The organism is Vibrio sp. 10N.261.51.F12, from assembly GCF_041471725.1.
GTDB lineage: Bacteria > Pseudomonadota > Gammaproteobacteria > Enterobacterales > Vibrionaceae > Vibrio.
Window position 1 is genome coordinate 169868 of the sequence record NZ_JBFROV010000038.1, and the last position, 19866, is coordinate 189733.

A 19866-nucleotide genomic window follows, 5' to 3' on the forward strand; every position below is an offset into this window, starting at 1 on the left:
TTACTTACTTCGATGACGCCGAAGTAGATGGAAGCTGTTTATCGAGGTAATCTGCGATAATGAGCTGTGCTTTTTGGGCGCAAATCCCGTCGGGATTCAATGCGCCTCTTAACCAGATCCCGTCAATTAATGCGGCAATGCCTTGCGCGACAAACTTTGCTTGCGCTTCAGGTAGCACCTGTTTTAGTTCGCGACGAAGGTGTGACAATAATCGGCGCTCATTTACGCGCTGTAATCGATATAAATCTTTGTCGTGCATCGACTGAGCCCAGAATGCCAGCCATGTTTTGGTGACTTTACTCTCGACCTGATAGCCATCGAAATTTGCCGCCACAATGGCTTTAACTCGTGCAGTGACGTCTTGGCCTTCAACAGCACGAAGGTGCTTAATCGACGTAGCCGATAGCTGACGCAATACCGAACGCATGGTTTCTTCGAGCAAACCATGCTTTCCGCCAAAATAATGGTTAATAATCCCAGCGGACACCCCTGCTTTGCGACTGATTAGGGCAACACTCGCGCCCGACAATCCAACCTCATCAATCACCGCCATTGTCGCCTCTACTAGTTGTGGGCGACGAATCTCTGGCATTCCTACTTTCGGCATATTTGTTACTCAAATGTTTTTTAATTGAACGTTCAATTAAAAATAAAATTACATTTATTCAATCCAATGTCAAAGATCCATCTTCAAAAATAATACTTCCCAACAAAAACCATTGTCGAGAAATGTTCGTTAAGCTATTGTTTATATTGCAAATATAATTAAATATCGTGATGATCGAGGTATTTTCATTAAATAATCATTAGCACGTTTTTTTCGTGTCAAGCTTTGTATTGAGGAGGTGTTGTTACCACGATGAAAGTGCGTTGCGGTAAACAGAGCAAGATAATTCTATCGAATGGAATCAAGAGCAGAGCAAAGGCATGGCATAGAAAAAGCCATCAATAAACAACTTAATGATGGCTTTTTAAACTCAGAAATAAATACTGGACTTAACGGTTGCTTACCGCTGCGATGCGTACTGGCATTTTAGTCACCAACATAAACATTGGTGGAACAAAATAGAACGACAAAATTGTCGTCAACGCGGTACCACCAGCAATCGCCACAGCAAACGGAGGCCAAAATCCACCACCGGCTAATATCAGTGGCATAAAGCCACCGATGGTCGTGATGGTCGTAGATGTAATGTGCCGAGTACAACTCATTACGGCTTCTAGAACCGCGTCTTGATCGCCCTCACTGGCTTTTTTGCTTGCTCTCAATTCTGCCAAAATAACGATTGCAGCATTGATCGCTAGACCAATCACACCGAGCATCGCAATGATCACGGTAAAACCAAATGGATAGCCAAATACCCATACCGACAAGATGCCCAGCCCTGCCGCTAAGCCAGCCACTGCGAAGATGATCCCACTTAACCGGAATGAATTAAACGACAACACCACCACTAAAATCATCAAAACCACGACGACCGATATATTACCGACTAATTTGGCAACAGACTCATCACGCTCTGCCGCTTCCCCCCCAAACTCCACACGATAGCCGGCGGGGAACGAATAGCTTTCTAACGCTTCTTTAAACTCATCGAGTACCATTTGCGGGAGTACATCAGCGTCTATATAGCCTTCAATCGTATTCACACGAATACCATTTCGACGAGTAATACTGCCCGTGCTCGGGGATAACTCTAATGTAGACAAGTCAAGAACCGACACCCCAACGTTATTACCACTCGAGTTTGAAGCTGATGCTGGAAAACGGAGGTTATTCAAATCGTTATAACTTTCACGTTCTTCATCGCGCACACGAACTCTTACTGGAATCGACTCTGTGCCCTCAATAATGCTACCACTCTCTCGGCCCACTAAGGTTGACTGCAATAAACCCGAAAATTGATTGAGGTTCATTCCGTTCATTTGTATCGCTTCCTCATCGACGTCAACGACAAATTGCGGAATGCCCGAAGACAAACTTTCACGAGTATGCGTCACCGATGGGATTTTTGACAAAATCAGGCGTACATCTTCACCGATCGTTTTCAGTGTATCTAGGTTATGACCGTAGACTCGTAATTCGATAGGCGCATTAAATGGAGGGCCTTGTTCCAATTTTCTAACCAAAATCTGAGCTTGAGGAAAGCGTTCGTCCAACTGCGATTGCAATTGTGGGATCAAACGATTCGCTTCTTCAAAATCCGTGGTTTTCACCATCGCTTGCGAGAAGTAAGGGGCTTTTTGCTGAGCAGCAACAAGGTTGTAATAAAATGATGGAAATGAAGCACCGATCAACCACTGCACTTGCTCAACGGCGGCATCTTCAAGGATAAACTGATGAATCTGCTCCGTCGTCGCTTTTGTGGCATAAATGCTCGCTTGCGGTGGCATATAGACTTGGATCTCGAACATATCACGGTCAGATGCAGGGAAAAACTGCTCAGTCAGTTGCGACATACTCCAATAGCCAGTTAACGGTAGCACTAATGCAAGACCAATCGCCAGTAAAGGGTGACGAATCGCAAGTGCCACAGATTTTGCAAACCATACACTCATCGCGGGAATACGAATTCCCGTTTGATACCAACTACCAGATGATTGTTGACTAGGTAAATAAGCACATGACAACGCCGCGATGACCGTATGCGAAATAACATAGGACCCAACCAGCGAGAAAGATACCGTTAACGCAATAGCACCAACAAACTCCCCTGTCGCACCTGGCATTAAAAAGATAGGCGCGAAGGCAAATACCGTCGTCAAGGTTGAGCCAAGCAATGGAACCCAAAGGTGCTGAATTGCCACCATGGCTGATTCCAGTTTTTGCATGCCCTTTAACCGATAGCTTTGGATGGTATCCACCATCACAACGGCATTATCCACCATAATTCCAAGCGCCACGATGAAACCCGTCAAGGACATTTGGTTAATTGGAATGGCAAAGTATTTCATTAAAGACAAGGTCAACAGCATGGTCAATGGCAATGCCAAGGCGATAATGATGGCAGCACGAATTCCTAGCGTGAACAGCAGTACAAATAACACCAAGCAAAAACCAATCAGCAAGCTATCCCCCAGTTCTAGCAAGCGCTGCTCGGTATAACCTTGCTGGCTATACACTACATTTAATTTAATATTACTGGGTAATTCAAGGCGGAAATCATCCACTAATTTCATCGCCGCAGGCGTCCATTTATCCACACGCAATGTTGATTGCATCCGAGCACCCACAATGACACCAGGTTTACCATCCACCAAGGCTAATTCATCATAGGGCGCTTTAGCGGCTCGTTGTACACTGGCCACATCGCCCACACGCACCGTGTGGCCGTTTTTATCGATTGAGATTGGCACGTTTCTTACACGTTCAATGGAGTCTAAATTAGAAGACAGCTCCAAGCCAAAACGCGTCGATGAGTTGAGTAGTTCACCTGCAGAATTTTTCGCATCAGCGCCCTCTAACGCTGCCGCAATTTGCTGCGCAGACAAGCCTAACGTAGCGGTGTCGTTAATATCAAAATTAACCACAATTTCTTCATCAGGTAGCCCGTATTGGTCAACAAACTCGGTACCAGGTAATGTCCGTAAACGTGTCGCGAGTTCTTTGCCATAACGGCCTAGTTTCAATAAGTCGGCTTCACCGTCACCTTGCCAACCAAGCGATAAAATGGTGGTAAATGCATAAGTATGATCGCTATCTAATTCGGGTGAAAGTGCATCAATGGGTAGCTCCCGTTCGACGTCGGAAAGTTTGTCACGAATTTTTGACCAAATGGGCTCAGGGTCAGTAATCTCATCTTGTAATTCAACACCAATAACGGCGATGCCAAGACGGGAGGTGGATGTAATCAAGTTAATCTCATTGACTTGACGGAGCTTGTTTTCAATCACCTCAGTCACTAACGATTCGACCCGTATTGCACTGGCACCAGGAAATACCGTTGTGATGGTAGCATTACGATTAGAAATAATCGGGTCTTCTGCACGAGGTAACGTATTAAAGGCAGACAAACCACTCACAATTAAGAACGCGATAACCAGCACCATAAGGCGCGTATTTGAAAGTATCGATGCGTATTTCATCCTACCTCCTACTTCGCGATTAGCACAGACTGACCGGGCACGACTTTGTGCAACCCTGTCGTAACGACCTGATCGCCATTATTGAGTTCACCCTTCACATATACCGATTGGTTATTGGCAAATAAAACGCTGATCACTTGGCGTTCTACTCTGTTTTCGCCTTCGACCGAATTGAGAGAATAGATATTCCAAGTACCTCTAATACCGTCGATCAACGCCGTAGTTGGAAGCCAGAAGCCTTTCTCAGGGTAGTGTTTTTCAAACGTAAGGTAAGCTAACTCGCCATCTAACACCGCATTATTGTCTTCCAATAAAAAACGTAAACTTATGCTTCGCGAACTTGCGTCAATATTGGATGCTTTGGAGATTAAGTGCGCGGTATATTCTTGGTTTCTTACGCGAATAACATAGTCATGTTGAGCTTGGATATCGTCCAAATCTTGGCTATTCACGCCAATGATGGCTTCTTTTCCTGAGGTAGAGAGAAGAGAAAAAGTGGATGACCCGACCGCGACAACATCGCCCAAAGAAACAAATCGCTTGCTAATAATGCCGTCATACGGGGCGCGAATGGTCGATTTTTGTAATTTTAGCCGATTGGTTTCTACGGCTGATTGGATGCGTAATAGGTTGGCTGCCAATGCCTCTTTTTGACTGATTAACGTATCTATTTCTGAATCGGAGCTGAAGCCTTTTTTCTTCAACGCAAACTGACGCTTTAAGTTGGCTTGAGTTAGCTTTTGCTGGGCTTTCACCTCATCAAGCTGGGCTTGCAGTTCTTTCAGCTCAGAAGCAAGCAACTTAGTATCAAGGGTCACCAACTCTTGGCCTTTCGTGACCGTTTGACCGACGTCGACTCGAATGTCAGAAACCTTACCTGATAATTCAAAGCCGAGATTTGCTCGTTGAGTGGAGTGGATGGTCCCAACATATTCACGAGCAACCGAATAGCTGTCGTGTTCTATTACTGGCTGAGTTTGCACCGTCAGCAAAGTATGCGGATGTTCTTTAACTTTATCTGCTTCCGAACACGCCGATAAAAAAAACGTCGCAGAAAACGCGAAGCATAAAGCATAAAGTTTTTGATACTGCATAGAACATCTTTCTCCATCAATTTTTGAAACGCTTTGTTTACAATCAAACTGGGCAGTCCAGTTTCATTTATGCATATTAGACACGAACAAGACTGGACTGTCCAGTTTGATATTGATATTCTTGCAGCCCGAACAAAGTATAGGTTAGAGTCAGCCATGAGCAGTGCCAGTGAACTAAAGCGCCAAAGAATCCTCGAAGCCGCGACGACATTGTTTGGTGAACACGGCTACGCGGCGAATATGGAGAGCATCGCTAAGTTAGCTGATGTATCTAAGCAAACGGTTTACTCTCACTTTAAAACGAAAGACATATTGTTTGAAATTTGCATGGAAACCAAATGCTTAGAATTTCAAGCTGATGAAGGTATGTTAGATTTGACTAAACCTATGGACGAGGCATTATTACAATTTGCTCAGGGCTTACAAGAAACTCTGTTGAACCCTGGGGCGATTCATACCTTCCGCAATGCAGTCAGTAATATTGATAATCACCCAGAATTTGCAGCTACCTACTTACGATTTGGTCCTCAGCAATCGACAGACGTGCTGGGCGACTACTTGCAGAACAAACACAACACTGGCGAGATAAAACTGGATATCTCGGCTCAAGAAAGCGCAGCTCAATTACTCCTAATGTTTCATGGCAAACCGGTGTACTGGAAATATCTAGGTGAAGACCTCAAACAAACCAAAACGGAACGTGATACCTACCTAAAAAGCTGCATCTCAATGTTTCTGTCTTTTACTCGCAATTAAATCCCTGATTTAAAAGATATTACATTGGCAAATTCATCCCTGCTAAATGTTAAGTGACTCTCACGCTTTTGTTGAACTCATTTTTATAAATGATAGCGGCGGCTTAACGACGTTTATTTATCTTGTGCGCTGATGTAATTTAATTCGAACTATATGAACGTTAAGACACATACAGGCGAGATAAGTCAGCAGCAGTGATACTGATGAGCGGCAGCCTGACGTTATCGAAGAGCGTAAATAATGAGGAATGATTATTTATATAGGTAGTTCGTACATAAAACATTCATATACCTCCGTTATTCTCACGGTTAAAGCAGCTTTAATAAGCTTAGTGCGAGAGTGTCATAGCGAAACCGGCGACCTCCCCCACTTTTAGATTAACTAGAGAGAAAAATGATGCAAATTACCCACATGATTGAAGTAAAACGGTACATGGAGCACCAATATTCAGTGCCTGCAGCTTACATTGATAACCTAAAATCAGCACCACTGAAGGGATTTCCTAACCAATATGCGGTTTTTGTAGAAGCATTCAATAAAGAGTGGAACTTCTTGATTGATACCAGTACATCGAATATCAACATTACAGAAATCACTTAGTGTGCTTATGCCGCAGTGACTAAACGCAAACCCTCTCTGTGTTTCTAAACTTTGGTCAAAGCTACCGATATGGTTAACTTAAGCTTGCCCTGTTAGCTTACAGTCAAAGCTATAAAAAAGGACTGAGTGACAAGATCACCCCAAAACGAGAGCGCCATCCTCATCAATCACTTCCTTACCGGTATTCCCTGATTTGGTGCGCATTGCACTAACTCTACTACCCTTCGACTGCCTGCCGTACATCCAAAAGCTAACTTACCTTAGCTATAAAAATTTAAAAATCAGCCCTTTAACTTCGGACAAGCAGACTACGACGGCGATAGGCCGTCACCTCGATAACAGATACAAACCTAACGTATTCGCTCATTGAGACAGCCACTATCTTTGGTACAAAAAATGCTTCATTACAGAAAAACACGAGAGGATTGGGCATGAAGATAGCCATTATTGGAGCGGGAGCCATGGGTTGCCTATATGGCGCTTATCTGAGTAGGTGTCATGACATCTGTATGGTTGATATCGATAGGCAACAAATAGACGCTATCGAAAAATCTGGAATAAAAATTGACCATACCGACCATGAAACAATGACGTTCCCCAATGTGAGAGGCGTGATGTCAGGACAGTGCTGTGACGCATTTGATATCGTGCTCCTGTTTGTAAAATCGATGTATACCGAGCAAGCTCTTCAACAAAACAAAGCTTTATTTCGGCCTGATACCATTGTGCTGTCGTTGCAAAATGGCGCAGGAAACGATAAAAAGCTAGAGCAGTACGTGACCAAGGAAAACATCATCATTGGTACCAGTTGCCACAATGCGGTTAACCTTGGTCATGGGCATGTGCACCATTCCGCCGCAGGGATCACCACCATTGGTAGCAACCACCAAGCCAACGACATACTCAATATTGTCAACAACGCCCTAAGTGATGCCGACATTGAACTCGAGATTTCAAGAGATATTCAACGGATCATATGGAGTAAGTTGTTAGTTAACCTCTCAGTGAATACCTTTACTGCCATCACCCAAACTCCAATTGGTTACATGGTAAAAAACCAGTACGCGTGGGACTTTGCCAAGCGACTGGTTTATGAAGCGATAGAAGTCGCAGAAGCCGACGGTACTTACTTTGACCGCAGAGAAGCACTGAATATGGTGAAATCACTCTGCGAATCCGCTAAGCATGGTTACTCATCGATGTATCAGGACCGACAGAACCAAGTAAAAATGGAGATTGATGCCATCAATGGTGCCATTGTTGAACAAGCAAAGATCTACGGCGTTCCTACTCCGTACAACACGCTCATCGTTGACTTGATCCACGCGATTGAAGGCTCTTACAAGCTCTACGATTGAGGCCTATAAGAGCTATTTTAGTGTTGTAGCGTATGGCTTTGTTAGTTTGTTTGGCGCAGTTTACCGCCTTGCAAACAATGGGTATGAATGGTGGTTTCATTCACCTCAATCAGTTAAAAGTCAGCCGCTACTTCGAATTCCAGCGTGTCTCGAGATACCGGGTGAACAAACTTAAGATACCCGGCATGAAGGTGTAAACGACTGTCTTTAAACCCATACAGATCATCGCCAACGATGGGCGTATTAAGCCCAGCTTGATGAGCACAATGTACGCGCAGTTGGTGTGTGCGTCCCGTCTTAGGGAAGAGATGTATTTTGGTACGATGATTTTTGGTACTGACGACCTGATACGTCGTCTCCGCCCCTCTTCCTTGTTCATGACACACCATTTGCCTTGGCCTATCGGTTAAATCGCCACACATTGGTAAAGTAATCACCCCAGATTGTTGTTGTATGACCCCTTCTAGCAAGGCGGTATATCGCTTTTCAACCGAGCGTTCAATAAATTGTTTTTGCACATGCTTATTCGCTTCAGCCGTCAAGGTGAGAACGAGTAAGCCTGACGTCGACATATCTAGTCGATGTACAATCATAGGGCCGGTGGCATTTGGGTATCTTGCCTGCATACGAGCCTGAACAGAATCACTGATGTATTTACCGGACACGGACAAGAATTCGGCGGGTTTATTCACCACAACCAAGGTGTCATCCTCATAAACAATGTCTAACGCTTTGTTATGTGAAGGCGTCTGCTCTAACGGACTCGGATCCGTCGAGATCCCCTCAAGGATATGCTCAAGGATTTCAAAACACTTACTTTGGCAAACCGGATACAAGTTCTTATGCTGACGTATCTGCGCATAAGGTGAAGCGCCCCACCAAAACTCGCCTAACGCTATTGGCGTGAGCTGTTGCGAGAATGCCGCTTGCAGTAATTTAGGCAAGTTTTGCTCGCTAGAGTTGGCAATGGGTGTTGAGTTCATAACGTGTGTTGAGCTAATAACAGGTGTCGAATTAGTATTAGATGCTGAGCTAGTGGCCAGTACTGAGCCGGAAATAGGTCGTTGCTCTTGATCTTGGCTTTGGCTTTGGCTTTGGTAGTTAAAAAGGTCATACAAACTCTTCTCTACCCCCGCTTGATTCAAAAACAAGCAAGATTTCTGTGATTCAATTGTTAATTGCCCATTGAGTTTCGCCCATTGTCTTTCCATATCATCAATGACAGATTGCTCGGCTTTCAGTGCGTCATTAAGGGTCATTAGCTCAACTTGCCATTGCTGCTTTAGTGCTTTAAGTACTCTTTTCTCTCGACTACTTTGCGCACCGAGATCGCTGATAAAATCCTGTAATTGCGCCTCATTAATAGACACACCCAGCTTGCTTTCCATATCCCGTCGAGCTTGCTTTCGCGTGGCTTTTGCCTTTGCATTACGCTGTTGCAGATCAGCAATCTTCTGCTCAGATTCAAGGTGCTTCTGCCTCACCGTATGCTGTAACTGCAAGTAACCTGACGCGTTTTTATGTTGTGTAATCTCGGTCCCAAGTGACGTAACCTCATCATTGAGATCATCGGTTTGGCATGGGTTAGCAATCGCATCAACAAAAAATTCAGGGTGTTTCTCTTGAGTACTTTGATTAGGTTCATCACAAAACGATGCTAGATAACCGATATCGCCTTGGCTATTTTTCACCACCAGCACCGCAAACATTTTTCCCATTTGATTAAAGTCATGCGGCCATTCCGTTTGCTTTTCGAGGTAAGCTTGCAACTCGTCCATGGCAATCGTGGCTAAGGGATGCGGTGTGTAATAATACGGGAAGGTGAATGATGACGGCAATGCGTAGTCACTGATATTCACTGAGAATGGAATAAACTTATTGGTATTGAGATTACTTGGGGTCATCGGCAATTAGCATCATCGGTCATTAACGTCCGCAACAAACAAGCCTTGTTCTGTTGAGTTCGTAAAAATTAGGGCATGAAATTAGAGCGGATGATACCACAAAGAACGCACCAGCTTCGTGTCTATCAGGCTCATGATATCCATGCCTAATCTTATTATTAACATCGCTAAACCATAATTAGTGTTAAACCCTGCGCTTGGCTAATCAATCAAGTTTTTATTCTCATCAAAGAATGGATATGGTCCCTGTGAATGCTCAATGTAACTCAAATGAGAAGTGACACCGTCACCAGTTAAAGACAAGAGTCGTATCATTGGCGGTTCCATGGAAAATGAAGACGGCGCATTATCATTTAAATCAAGCGTAACCGAATGACTGTGAGAAGGCCCTACCCACACAGGTATTCCCCGCCACATTGCCGATATCGGACGATGCAAATGCCCAACCACTATTCCCTGCAAGGTACGACACGATGTTAGTACCTCAAAAAGCGCATCGGCATTACGAAGGTTCTGAACATCCATATGTCCTAGTCCAACGGTCATCGGCGGATGATGAACAAAAATAGTGACCTGATACTCCGCATTTGCTAGCAAGGTTTGTTGCAACCACTCGAGGGTTTCATTAGACAACTCACCATAAGGTTGACCTATTACCGATGAATCAAGGCCAATTAAGCATTGATTGCCATAATGCTGAACAAAATTACAATAGGTATCATGGTCAAAAGCCGCAATGCTACTCAATGAACACCTTAGATTATCTCGATGGTCGTGGTTGCCCGGTACAATATGAACCGGCATAGTGAACTTCCGTAATTCTCGATGAATAATCTCGTATTCCGCATCGGTACCAAAATCACCCAAGTCACCGGTAATAACCGTGCAATCCGGCTTCGGCACCAAGCGATTAATATGCGTAACAGCGCGTTGCAAACACTTGAGCGTATCCACTTTCTTATAAGCGAGTTTACCTCCCTGCTTTATATGCAGGTCGGTCAGTTGTGCGACTAACATAGATTACCCTTGCAACGGAATAAGACGTTCAGAATCAAAGCTGAGTTGCAAAGACTGTCCTGTTTTATAGGAGCCTCTTGCAAAACAATCAACGGTCAACAACTCATCCTCTAGTACACCTGATAACATGACACGAGTGCGATCTCCTAAGAATGTGGATGCGGTAACACACCCTTGCAACATTCCCTCAGAGGCAACAAAGCGAATATCTTCAGGCCTTAACATCATGGCAATATGCGTTTGTGAAGGGATCGATGCCACGTGAGTGTGGTGAATAGGGAAGACCTGACCAGAACTTAGCGTTAAGCCCTCATCACTTAGCTCGCCGGAAAAACGGTTCATTTGACCAATGAAGTCAGCAACGAAGTCACTTTTTGGTCTCAAATAAATGTCTTCAGCGCTACCAATCTGTGCAATCTCTCCGTGATCGAGTACCGCGATCCTATCCCCCATCTCCATCGCTTCTTCTTGATCATGAGTCACATACACCGCCGTGATGCCGAGTTTCTTCAGCATCGCTCGAATGTTTCCACGCAATTTTTGTTTCAACAACGCATCGAGTGCCGATAAGGGTTCATCAAGTAATAACACCTCTGGCTCGGTAATAATGGCACGCGCCAGCGCAACACGTTGCTTCTGGCCTCCCGACAACTGGTTAATGCCTCGCTTTGCGTATTTTTGCAAATCAAACATTTCAAGCATTTCGTCCAGCTTTTCTTGGCGTTCTCTTGCCTGAATACCGCGAACCTTAAGTCCATATTCTATGTTTTCCTCCACGTTCATATTGGGGAAAAGCGCGTAAGACTGAAACACCATACCGACTTTTCTTTGTTCAATCGGCAGCCTCGTGACATCACGTTCACCAAAACATATTGCCCCGTCATTTTCATCAGCAAACTCAAGACCAGCAATAAGGCGTAATGTGGTTGTTTTCCCGCAACCTGAAGGCCCCAGAAGGACTAAAATTTCACCCGGTTGTATCGAGAGATCCGTTGGCTTGAGCGCCAATGTCCCATCAGCAAAGGTCTTTGTAATATTGTTGAGCGTAATCTGAACGCCAGAAGTGTGAATAGTCATAGAAATTACGTTCTCAATTTGTGTTAACAGGTTTACGGTTAAGCAATTGCGCTAAAACCAGTAAAGGCAAAATCATCAGTAGGAACACCAACGTATACGCAGAGCTCACCTCAAGCCTCATTGAGGCATAAGAATCGGCAAGTCCCACAGGGAGCGTTTTAGTGAGTGGCGTGTGAAGCATCCATGTAAGGTTAAACTCACCAATGGATAACGTTAATGTCATCAACATTCCGCCGACGATGCCCGCTTTACAGTTTGGGACGATGATGTCGAAAAAACGGCGCCTGAACCCCGCCCCTAAGCTTGCAGCGCCTTCTTCTAAATCTTTAAAGTTAATACTTTGCAGTACAGCAAGAACTGACTTCACCATAAATGGCAAAGTGAAAATTACGTGCCCAACAAGAATGAACAACCAACTGGAACGAAAATCGCTTACGCCTCCGTATACAGAAATAAGACCGAGTGAAATCGCCATCCCAGGTACCGCAATTGGCAGTGTTAATACCTCTTCAAACCAAGACGCAAAACGGCTCTTGCTGCTCGCCAAGTAGTAAGCACAAGGCACCCCAACTATCACATTGATGATCGTCGTGACGATGGCAATTCTAAGTGTCAGCCAAACAGTATCTGAATATAGTGCCCAGACTTGTTCTACCCATCTCAACGTGAAGCCGCTTTTTATGCCAACGAAATAGTTGTTGGTTAGACCCGCGGCGACGGACATAAACACAGGGATAATTAAGAATGAACAAACCAACAGCGTAAACAGTAATTGGGCATAAAAATATCTATCTCTTTGCATCATTAAGCTCCCATATTGATAGAGTTCGCACCCTGTCGCTTGGCTACCGCCAAGCAAATCCATGTCACGATACCCAAAATCAGGCTCAGTGCCGCCGCCATTGCAAAGTTGGCATTCAGGGTGAACTCGGTATAGATAGACATTGGAAGCACATTGATATTAGTTGCTAGCGTAAACGCGGTGCCAAACGCACCCATCGACGTTGCAAAACAAATGGATCCTGAAGAAATCAAGCCCGGTTTAAGTGCCGGTATTGTGACATCGCAAAACAGTTGCCAGCGATTAGCACCTAATGAACGACCTGCCTCAATGAGGTTATGATCGAGCTTCTCCGCCGCCGCCATGACCGTCAGGACTACTCGCGGGATCGAAAAATACAAATAACCAAGAAACAAACCTGCTATTGAATATGCAAACATGACACGGTCGCCTGTCAACGCGAGGCTAATTTGCGCAAATAGGCCCTGCCTACCCGCCAACATAATGACGAAAAAGCCGATCACAACCCCCGGAAAAGCAAGAGGAAAGCTCAACATGGCCACCAGCCATTGCTTTCCTACAAACTGATAACGCGTTAAAAACAAACCAGAGATTGTCGCAACCGCTAGGCTAGCAAACGTCACCACAAGCGACAAAACGACTGTCGACACGAGGCTTTTCATGTACACAGGTTCCGTTAGGATTTGCCAGTAGACCGTGCCGTAACCATCGGTGACCGATATTTTTAGCAATTGCATCACGGGTAGCATAAAAAAAGCTAAGCTGATGACAACGGCAGGTACCATAAGTACCAAAGGAATATTTTTATTCATCTTAAAATCAGCGAGATAGCCTAGGCTACCTCGCTACTGCACTCTATTAGTTAACTTGACGTAGGTATTGATCAGCAAATGCTTTTTGGTTCGCGGCCATCTTTTGGAAGTCAACCGAACCTGCACGTTGATAGTCAGAATCTGGCAGGAACTTTGCCTGCGCGTCTTCATCCATTACGCCAGCAATGACCGGACGAAGGTAAGCATTGGCCCACACCTGCTGTCCTTTATCAGATAACACAAAATCCAGTATTTTTTGGCCATTTTCAGTATTCGGAGAATCTTTTACTTTGCTCATAACATAAGGAACCGAAATGGTACCTTCAGACGGAATCACAAAGCTCGCATTCACATAATCGTTGTACTTCGCTCGATAAGCATTAAAGTCATAGTCCAACAAAATGGGGATTTCACCGGATAACACGCGCGCATAAGACGTTTGTTTTGGCACGATTGGGCGATTCTTCGCTAACTTTTGAAAGTATTCAATCGCAGGTGAAAAGTCATCAATATTGCCGCCCATCGCTTCATTGATTGCTACGGCACTGGCGTACCCCACAAACGCGCTGGTTGGATCAAGATACCCCACCATACCGCGATACTCTGGCTTTAATAGATCGTTCCAACTTTGTGGCACAGGTGCACCATCAAGCGCATCTTCGTTAACAAAAAAGCCAATCGTTCCTGAATGAATGGCAAACCAATGACCGTCTGGATCTTTCATTCCGTCTGGGATTTGATCCCAGTTCGCTGGCTTGTATGCCTCAACGACATCTTGTGCGCTCGCATTAATGCCAAACGACACCCCGTAATAAACTACGTCAGCCACAGGATTGTTTTTCTCGGCGACAAGTTGAGAGAGAGACTGCCCAGAGTTCTTATTGTCCATAGGCACATTAATGTCTAACTCCTTTTTGATGAGTTGCAATTGCCCACCCCAATTTGCCCATTCTGGTGGGCAGTTATAACAAATAGCGTCAGACGCTACCGCTTGGACTGATGCCCCTGCCAAACCCAAACTCAATCCTACAATTTTTGCTACTGTCGCCAGACGATTAACTACCATGTTAATTCTCCACTAAGTCTCATTGATGATGTTGTCAGACTCACACTCATGGCGCTTGGCCTCAGCGATCGTCCCTGTCATTTGAAGTTTAAAATCCAGAGCAATGTGGGTTTGGATTGTCGACCCTGCTTTGGCATTAAATAAAATATCGACCGCCACTTTCCCCATAAGAAAGTGAGGTATTTCAACGGTGGCAAGCGGTGGATGAATAAGCTGGCCCAAGTTCATGCCATCAAATCCCACCACAGAAATATCACCCGGTACCGCGAAGCCATTACGACGAAGTCGATTGATCGCTTTAAGCGCTAATAAATCGTTGCTGCAAAACCACGCAGTTGGGACATTCATATTGCCAACATCAAGGGGCGTATCTTCAAAAGGGTCAAGCTGACTCTGATCAACCTCCGATAAATGGCTGATTGTCACTCCTTTAGAGCGTAGGTAATCACTGAACCCTTGATAGCGTTTGATGGCGCGATCCGAGGTACCAAAACGGCCGGTAATCATGCCTAGCTGTCGGTGCCCGCATTGATACAGGCGCTCCGCTACCTGCCAACCCGCTTGGTAATTGTTGACAAAAACACACGGCTCTCCGTCAGTTGACTCATTATGTAATAGGCAATAAGGGAAATTAAAATCCCGCAATATCGCGAGCGCTTCATTATTTTCAACGCTGGCAATCGTCAATAAAACGCCACTCACTCGCTGTCTAATCAGGTCTACAATGGCTTGTCGTTCTTGAGTGCTATCGTATTGGGTATCAACGATGATGGTCGAAAACCCAAAATGACGGGCTCGATCTTGGATACCTGCCACTACCTCAGAAAAAACAGGGTTGAGCAAACTCGGAATGACGACACCAATGGTAGGATTCACATTTAGCGTCAAGGCCTCAGTTTTTTCCGCTGACGTATAACGAGTGACCTCAATCACTCGACGAATCTTACTCGCGGTCGCTGGCGCAACCAGTGCCTCGTTGTTTAGATAGCGAGAGACCGTTGCTGGTGAAACAGAGGCAAGTGCCGCTACATCTTTAATGTTCATTCTGTCCCTCCTAATCACCTTATTGCGTTTGAGGGATAATCTAGTCGTGATGCATTACATTTTAGTTACGCAATAAATCACGTTAGAATCACTAAGCGACAGATTTAAACACATTAGCGACACGTTCGTGACACATAAACGATGAAACAAATGCATTTCATAACAAACCAGGCATTTGTGAATGTTATATGACAGACATTGATAGCATGAACATTGCCACTTAACGAGCAGAGGCGCGTATCAAACAGATGTTAAGCAGAGACGTTATCAAGCTCGGCCAACAATTAGGCTTTGATAAAACGAAAGGGATTAAACAAGGAGACAAGGATGAACATCCTCATTATTGGTGGTTCCGGTGGCATTGGATTGGCGTTGGTAGAGCACTTTATTGCAACGAATAAAACGGCAACGGTTCATGCGACATACTGCCACCATTCGCCTCAACTGACGTCGCCAGAGGTCATCTCGCCCAAACTCATGTGGCATTCGCTTGATGTGACTTCAGAAAAAGATGTTCAAGCGCTGGCGGGAGCCATCCCAAACGTTGACATGGTCATTAACGCCGTTGGCTTTTTGCATCAACAAGGACACATGCCCGAGAAATCAATCGCTCAATTTGATCCTGATTTTTTCCAAAAAAATATACAACTTAATACCACCTCTACCCTGTTATTGGCAAAGCACTTTGCCACTCGATTTCGAACAAGCACGCCCACTTACTTTGTCGCTCTGTCAGCTCGTATTGGTAGTATTGAGGATAACCAGTTGGGGGGATGGGTCAGTTACCGCTGCTCTAAGGCGGCGTTAAATATGGCGATTAAGACGATCAGCATTGAGTGGCAATATAAACACCCCAACTGCTGTGTCCTCTCCTTTCATCCCGGAACTACAGATACGGCGCTATCGACGCCTTTTCAACGCAATGTTCCAAAGGCCAAACTCTTTGCGGCAAGTTATGTGGCGACGCAGTTGGTGGCATTACTCGATACCCTAACACCAAGGGACACGGGTAAGTTTTTCAGCTTTGATGGCAGTGAAATACCGTGGTGAAGATACGCCAGGGTTATCTACGCCACCCGTTCTTTTGAGTGCCAAATATTCAGGTCTACCAGTTAGATCAGGTGCTTTCCTTGCACCTAAATCATCCCAATCTATAGGAGACACTTAGCGGACCCTAAAGATGGTTGGACGCTATACCAAGAGATTAACGTCCTCTGTGGCGTCCACCAGAAGTCCGCGCTTTATAAGTAGAAGCGGCTTTGGCTTGAGATGCATGAATTGATTCAACCGTTAGATTCATCGGCTCTTTAGGTTCGATACCGTTAGCAAACGTACGCATACGAGGTGGGATATCGTACTCGTCTTCTCTCGGTTTTGGCATGCGCTTAAAACGAGAAAGGTAAAAAATCTCCACTTTCTCACGAGCCCATTCTGTTTTTTTCAAATATTTTACGCTACTTGCGATCGATGGATTGGTGTGAAAACAGTTCATGCGCATCGCAGCGTCTAAAATGCTCCATCCATAATGGTCAACAAGCTCAGTCACCATCTCCTCAAGTTTGAGGCCGTGAAGAGGGTTATTTTTCTGTTCGTCTAATGACATGAGAGTCCTACAGTACAAGAGTGATATCACGCGTAGTATACGACGTTAAACGGCTCCTTGATAAAAAAAAATTACTTGCTAGCGTAAATCACCGGTTTTAAACACGATTATTTCCTCGGGCATGCTTCGCTGATGATTAATATCGCTTCGTAACTGCAAGATGTTACGCATAATTATGCATAGTACATTCCGCATTAAGACATGTTAAATCGATTGGCTGTGTGGCTCAGTAGACGGACGAAAAAAAACACGCTAAAAAGCGTGTTTTTTTCGATTTAATCTAAATAGTCTATCACTACATCGATTCATGACGAGTCATAGTCTATGTCGAAAATGGTTACGCACGATACTCAGCGTAATCCGTCAATCCTTTCTCATTGCCACCAAACAAGGTGTTGTGATCATGCTCAGCAAGCGGATAGTTATTTTTAATACGAGCAGGCAGATCTGGATTCGCAACAAATGGTCGTCCAAAGCCCACGAGATCAGTCATGCCATCAGTCACGGCTTGCTCTGCTTTTTCTGCGTTGTAACGCCCAGCATAAATCAACACGCCTTTGAACGCATCACGAACCGCTTGCTTAAACGCAACAGGTGTTCCTGGTGCATCATCCCAATCCACTTCTGCGATATGAAGATAAACGATGTTGAGTTCGTTCAACATTTTAGCCGCAGCCGTGTACGTCTCAACTGGATTAGCATCAACGGTACCGTTAAGTGACGTAAACGGGGCAAGACGAACACCAACTCGATCTGCGCCAATCGCATCGCTCATAGCTTCAACCACTTCACGCATGAATCGCAATCTGTTTTCCACTGAACCGCCGTATTCATCGGTGCGGTTATTGGCTTCTGAGTCAATAAACTGGTTGACCAAGTATCCGTTTGCAGCATGCAGTTCAATACCATCAAAACCCGCTTCAATCGCATTCACTGCCGCTTGGCGATATTGGCCGATCACTTCTAGAATGTCAGATTTTGTCATTGCACGTGGTTCAACAACATCAACAAACCCTGGGGCTTGTGTGCCATTATCAATGAAGACTTTTACGTTTTCAGCCTTAAGTGCTGATGATGAAATAGGCTGCGCGCCACCAATGTTATCTGGATGAGTCACACGACCAACATGCCATAGCTGAGCGAAGATAACCCCGCCTTTGTCATGTACTGCATCGGTGACTTTTTTCCAGCCAGCAATCTGTTCAGGTGAATAAATGCCTGGTGTCCACGCATAACCTTGGCCTAATGGGTGAATTTGAGTGCCTTCTGCAACAATCAAACCTGCTGACGCGCGCTGCGCATAGTATTCAGCCATCATTTCATTGGCAACATTACCCGGTTGCGTCGCACGAGAACGAGTCATCGGAGGCATGACAATGCGGTTCTTAAGCGTTACAGCGCCCAGTTTTACTGGTTGAAATAAAGATTTGTTCATAATGAATGCCTTAGATTAATTAACTTGAATCAGTTCGATTTGATACCCGTCTGGGTCGGTGACGAAAGCAATATGTGTTGAGCCACCTTTTACAGGCCCCGGCTCACGTGTGACTCGCCCACCTAGCTGTGTGATATTTTCACATACGGCATAAATGTCTTCCGCACCAAGGGCGATATGCCCGAATGCGTTGCCCATCTCATAGCTATCGGTATCCCAATTAAACGTCAATTCAATCGTGGTACTGTTAGGCTGATCAGGGTAACCCACAAACACTAAGGTATAGCGATAATCGTTATTGTCTGTTCTATCGAGGACAGACATACCCAGTACTTGAGTATAAAACTCAATGGAGGTTTCTAGGTCGGCAACACGTAACATAGTGTGTAAAAATTTCATTTAAATCACCCTCTCGTAGACTCATTCGCAGCAAGAGCGTGTGGCACAGTTCTGCGCTTTGCTCTCTTAATTGCTCATATCATAACGTGGTGCTCGCTTTTGTGAAATTATCATTAGTTTTCATTTTGATAATTTTTTGTTATATGCCAGTCATACATGCACCAAAGTTAACCTGACGCGACGTGCATTATTTTACTAGGCTAGATTTTCGCGCATTAAAATGGAGAAATTTAAATAGAACAAATCGCGAACGCCACGATTTCAACAAAAATAAGACCTTACATCGTTATTTAACGATGAATAATCCCAGCTGCTATTTTGAACACAAAAACAGGTGTTGACCCGCTAATTATTTAGGCCTATCATTCAATCGTCTTTTAACGATTAGAGTGTTTTTATGACCTCGACTTGCCAGCCTACTCTGCAAACTGATTTCACGCCCTCTCCTGAAAGGGAAAAGGACGAACACACGTTTGCCGCGATGTGCAAAGCATTATCACATCCCGCGAGGATTCGAATCATCAGCATTCTTTCTCTGCTGGAAAAGTCTGGCGGGTGTCTAAATAGTGACCTGGTGTCACAACTTGGGCTCGCTCAATCGACGGTATCGGAACATTTACGCATATTACGACTAGCTGGGTTTATAACAGCAGAGCCGATTCCCCCTAAAATGTGTTACCGCATTAATCGAGAATCCTTTGCCCGTTATGAATCGATGAGCCAAAACATTTTAAACTAGTACTGTTGTCGCTAGCGTAATCGTTACTTATTATTTATTACAATCAACCAAATCGTCATTCGACGATTAACGAT

At 44.7% G+C, this 19866-nt stretch carries 18 protein-coding genes; 5 read left to right on the plus strand and 13 right to left on the minus strand.

Annotation, left to right across the window (positions count from 1 at the left end; translation table 11 throughout):
* Positions 1-4: 4 nt before the first annotated feature.
* The 3 genes from betI to AB4405_RS20640 all read right to left on the minus strand — a co-directional run bounded on the left by betI (position 5) and on the right by AB4405_RS20640 (position 5180).
* A complete protein-coding gene (gene betI, locus AB4405_RS20630; protein WP_102469161.1) occupies positions 5-607 on the minus strand; it encodes a transcriptional regulator BetI in 603 nt (200 codons plus the stop codon).
* 389 nt (positions 608-996) lie between these two features.
* Positions 997-4086, minus strand: a complete 3090-nt coding sequence (locus AB4405_RS20635) for an efflux RND transporter permease subunit (protein WP_372062636.1) — start codon at positions 4084-4086, stop codon at positions 997-999.
* 8 nt (positions 4087-4094) lie between these two features.
* Positions 4095-5180, minus strand: a complete 1086-nt coding sequence (locus AB4405_RS20640; RefSeq protein WP_372062637.1) for an efflux RND transporter periplasmic adaptor subunit — start codon at positions 5178-5180, stop codon at positions 4095-4097.
* A gap of 69 nt (positions 5181-5249) precedes the next feature.
* On the opposite strand from AB4405_RS20640, the gene AB4405_RS20645 reads away from it, so the two are divergent.
* From AB4405_RS20645 to AB4405_RS20655, 3 genes are all read left to right on the plus strand, one after another.
* Positions 5250-5936, plus strand: coding sequence for a TetR/AcrR family transcriptional regulator (locus AB4405_RS20645; RefSeq protein ID WP_372062638.1), 687 nt, complete (start codon positions 5250-5252; stop codon positions 5934-5936).
* A gap of 393 nt (positions 5937-6329) precedes the next feature.
* The gene (locus AB4405_RS20650; RefSeq protein WP_133148225.1) at positions 6330-6536 is read left to right on the plus strand and encodes a hypothetical protein; all 207 of its coding nucleotides are present in this window, start codon (positions 6330-6332) and stop codon (positions 6534-6536) included.
* Positions 6537-6967: 431 nt separating this feature from the next.
* A complete protein-coding gene (locus AB4405_RS20655; RefSeq protein WP_372062639.1) occupies positions 6968-7894 on the plus strand; it encodes a ketopantoate reductase family protein in 927 nt (308 codons plus the stop codon).
* A 113-nt stretch (positions 7895-8007) separates the two neighbouring features.
* Here the strand turns inward: AB4405_RS20655 and AB4405_RS20660 are convergent, their stop codons facing one another.
* The 7 genes from AB4405_RS20660 to AB4405_RS20690 form a co-directional block, all read right to left on the minus strand.
* Complete coding sequence (locus AB4405_RS20660; RefSeq protein WP_372062640.1) at positions 8008-9798, minus strand: pseudouridine synthase; 1791 nt, start codon at positions 9796-9798, stop codon at positions 8008-8010.
* Positions 9799-9999: 201 nt separating this feature from the next.
* A complete protein-coding gene (locus tag AB4405_RS20665; protein WP_372062641.1) occupies positions 10000-10815 on the minus strand; it encodes a phosphodiesterase in 816 nt (271 codons plus the stop codon).
* A gap of 3 nt (positions 10816-10818) precedes the next feature.
* Positions 10819-11892, minus strand: coding sequence for an ABC transporter ATP-binding protein (locus tag AB4405_RS20670; RefSeq protein WP_372062642.1), 1074 nt, complete (start codon positions 11890-11892; stop codon positions 10819-10821).
* Between the two features lie 13 nt (positions 11893-11905).
* Positions 11906-12694 carry an ABC transporter permease gene (locus tag AB4405_RS20675; protein WP_372062659.1) on the minus strand — a complete coding sequence of 263 codons (789 nt, stop codon included), beginning with the start codon at positions 12692-12694 and terminating at the stop codon, positions 11906-11908.
* 2 nt (positions 12695-12696) lie between these two features.
* Complete coding sequence (locus tag AB4405_RS20680; protein WP_372062643.1) at positions 12697-13506, minus strand: ABC transporter permease; 810 nt, start codon at positions 13504-13506, stop codon at positions 12697-12699.
* Positions 13507-13552: 46 nt separating this feature from the next.
* The gene (locus tag AB4405_RS20685) at positions 13553-14572 is read right to left on the minus strand and encodes an ABC transporter substrate-binding protein (RefSeq protein WP_372062644.1); all 1020 of its coding nucleotides are present in this window, start codon (positions 14570-14572) and stop codon (positions 13553-13555) included.
* Between the two features lie 12 nt (positions 14573-14584).
* A complete protein-coding gene (locus AB4405_RS20690) occupies positions 14585-15616 on the minus strand; it encodes a substrate-binding domain-containing protein (protein ID WP_372062645.1) in 1032 nt (343 codons plus the stop codon).
* Between the two features lie 327 nt (positions 15617-15943).
* Between AB4405_RS20690 and AB4405_RS20695 the strand changes: the two genes are divergently transcribed.
* The gene (locus AB4405_RS20695; RefSeq protein WP_372062646.1) at positions 15944-16666 is read left to right on the plus strand and encodes an SDR family NAD(P)-dependent oxidoreductase; all 723 of its coding nucleotides are present in this window, start codon (positions 15944-15946) and stop codon (positions 16664-16666) included.
* Between the two features lie 154 nt (positions 16667-16820).
* Here AB4405_RS20695 and AB4405_RS20700 read toward each other — a convergent pair whose 3' ends face one another.
* From AB4405_RS20700 to gloA, 3 genes are all read right to left on the minus strand, one after another.
* Entirely contained in the window at positions 16821-17219 is a 399-nt protein-coding gene (locus AB4405_RS20700) for a VF530 family DNA-binding protein (RefSeq protein WP_102469170.1), read from the minus strand.
* Between the two features lie 337 nt (positions 17220-17556).
* Positions 17557-18654, minus strand: a complete 1098-nt coding sequence (locus tag AB4405_RS20705; RefSeq protein WP_372062647.1) for an alkene reductase — start codon at positions 18652-18654, stop codon at positions 17557-17559.
* A 15-nt stretch (positions 18655-18669) separates the two neighbouring features.
* The gene (gene gloA, locus AB4405_RS20710) at positions 18670-19053 is read right to left on the minus strand and encodes a lactoylglutathione lyase (RefSeq protein WP_372062648.1); all 384 of its coding nucleotides are present in this window, start codon (positions 19051-19053) and stop codon (positions 18670-18672) included.
* Between the two features lie 397 nt (positions 19054-19450).
* On the opposite strand from gloA, the gene AB4405_RS20715 reads away from it, so the two are divergent.
* On the plus strand, positions 19451-19792 hold the full coding sequence (locus AB4405_RS20715) for an ArsR/SmtB family transcription factor (protein ID WP_372062649.1): 342 nt from the start codon (positions 19451-19453) through the stop codon (positions 19790-19792).
* Positions 19793-19866 lie beyond the last annotated feature (74 nt).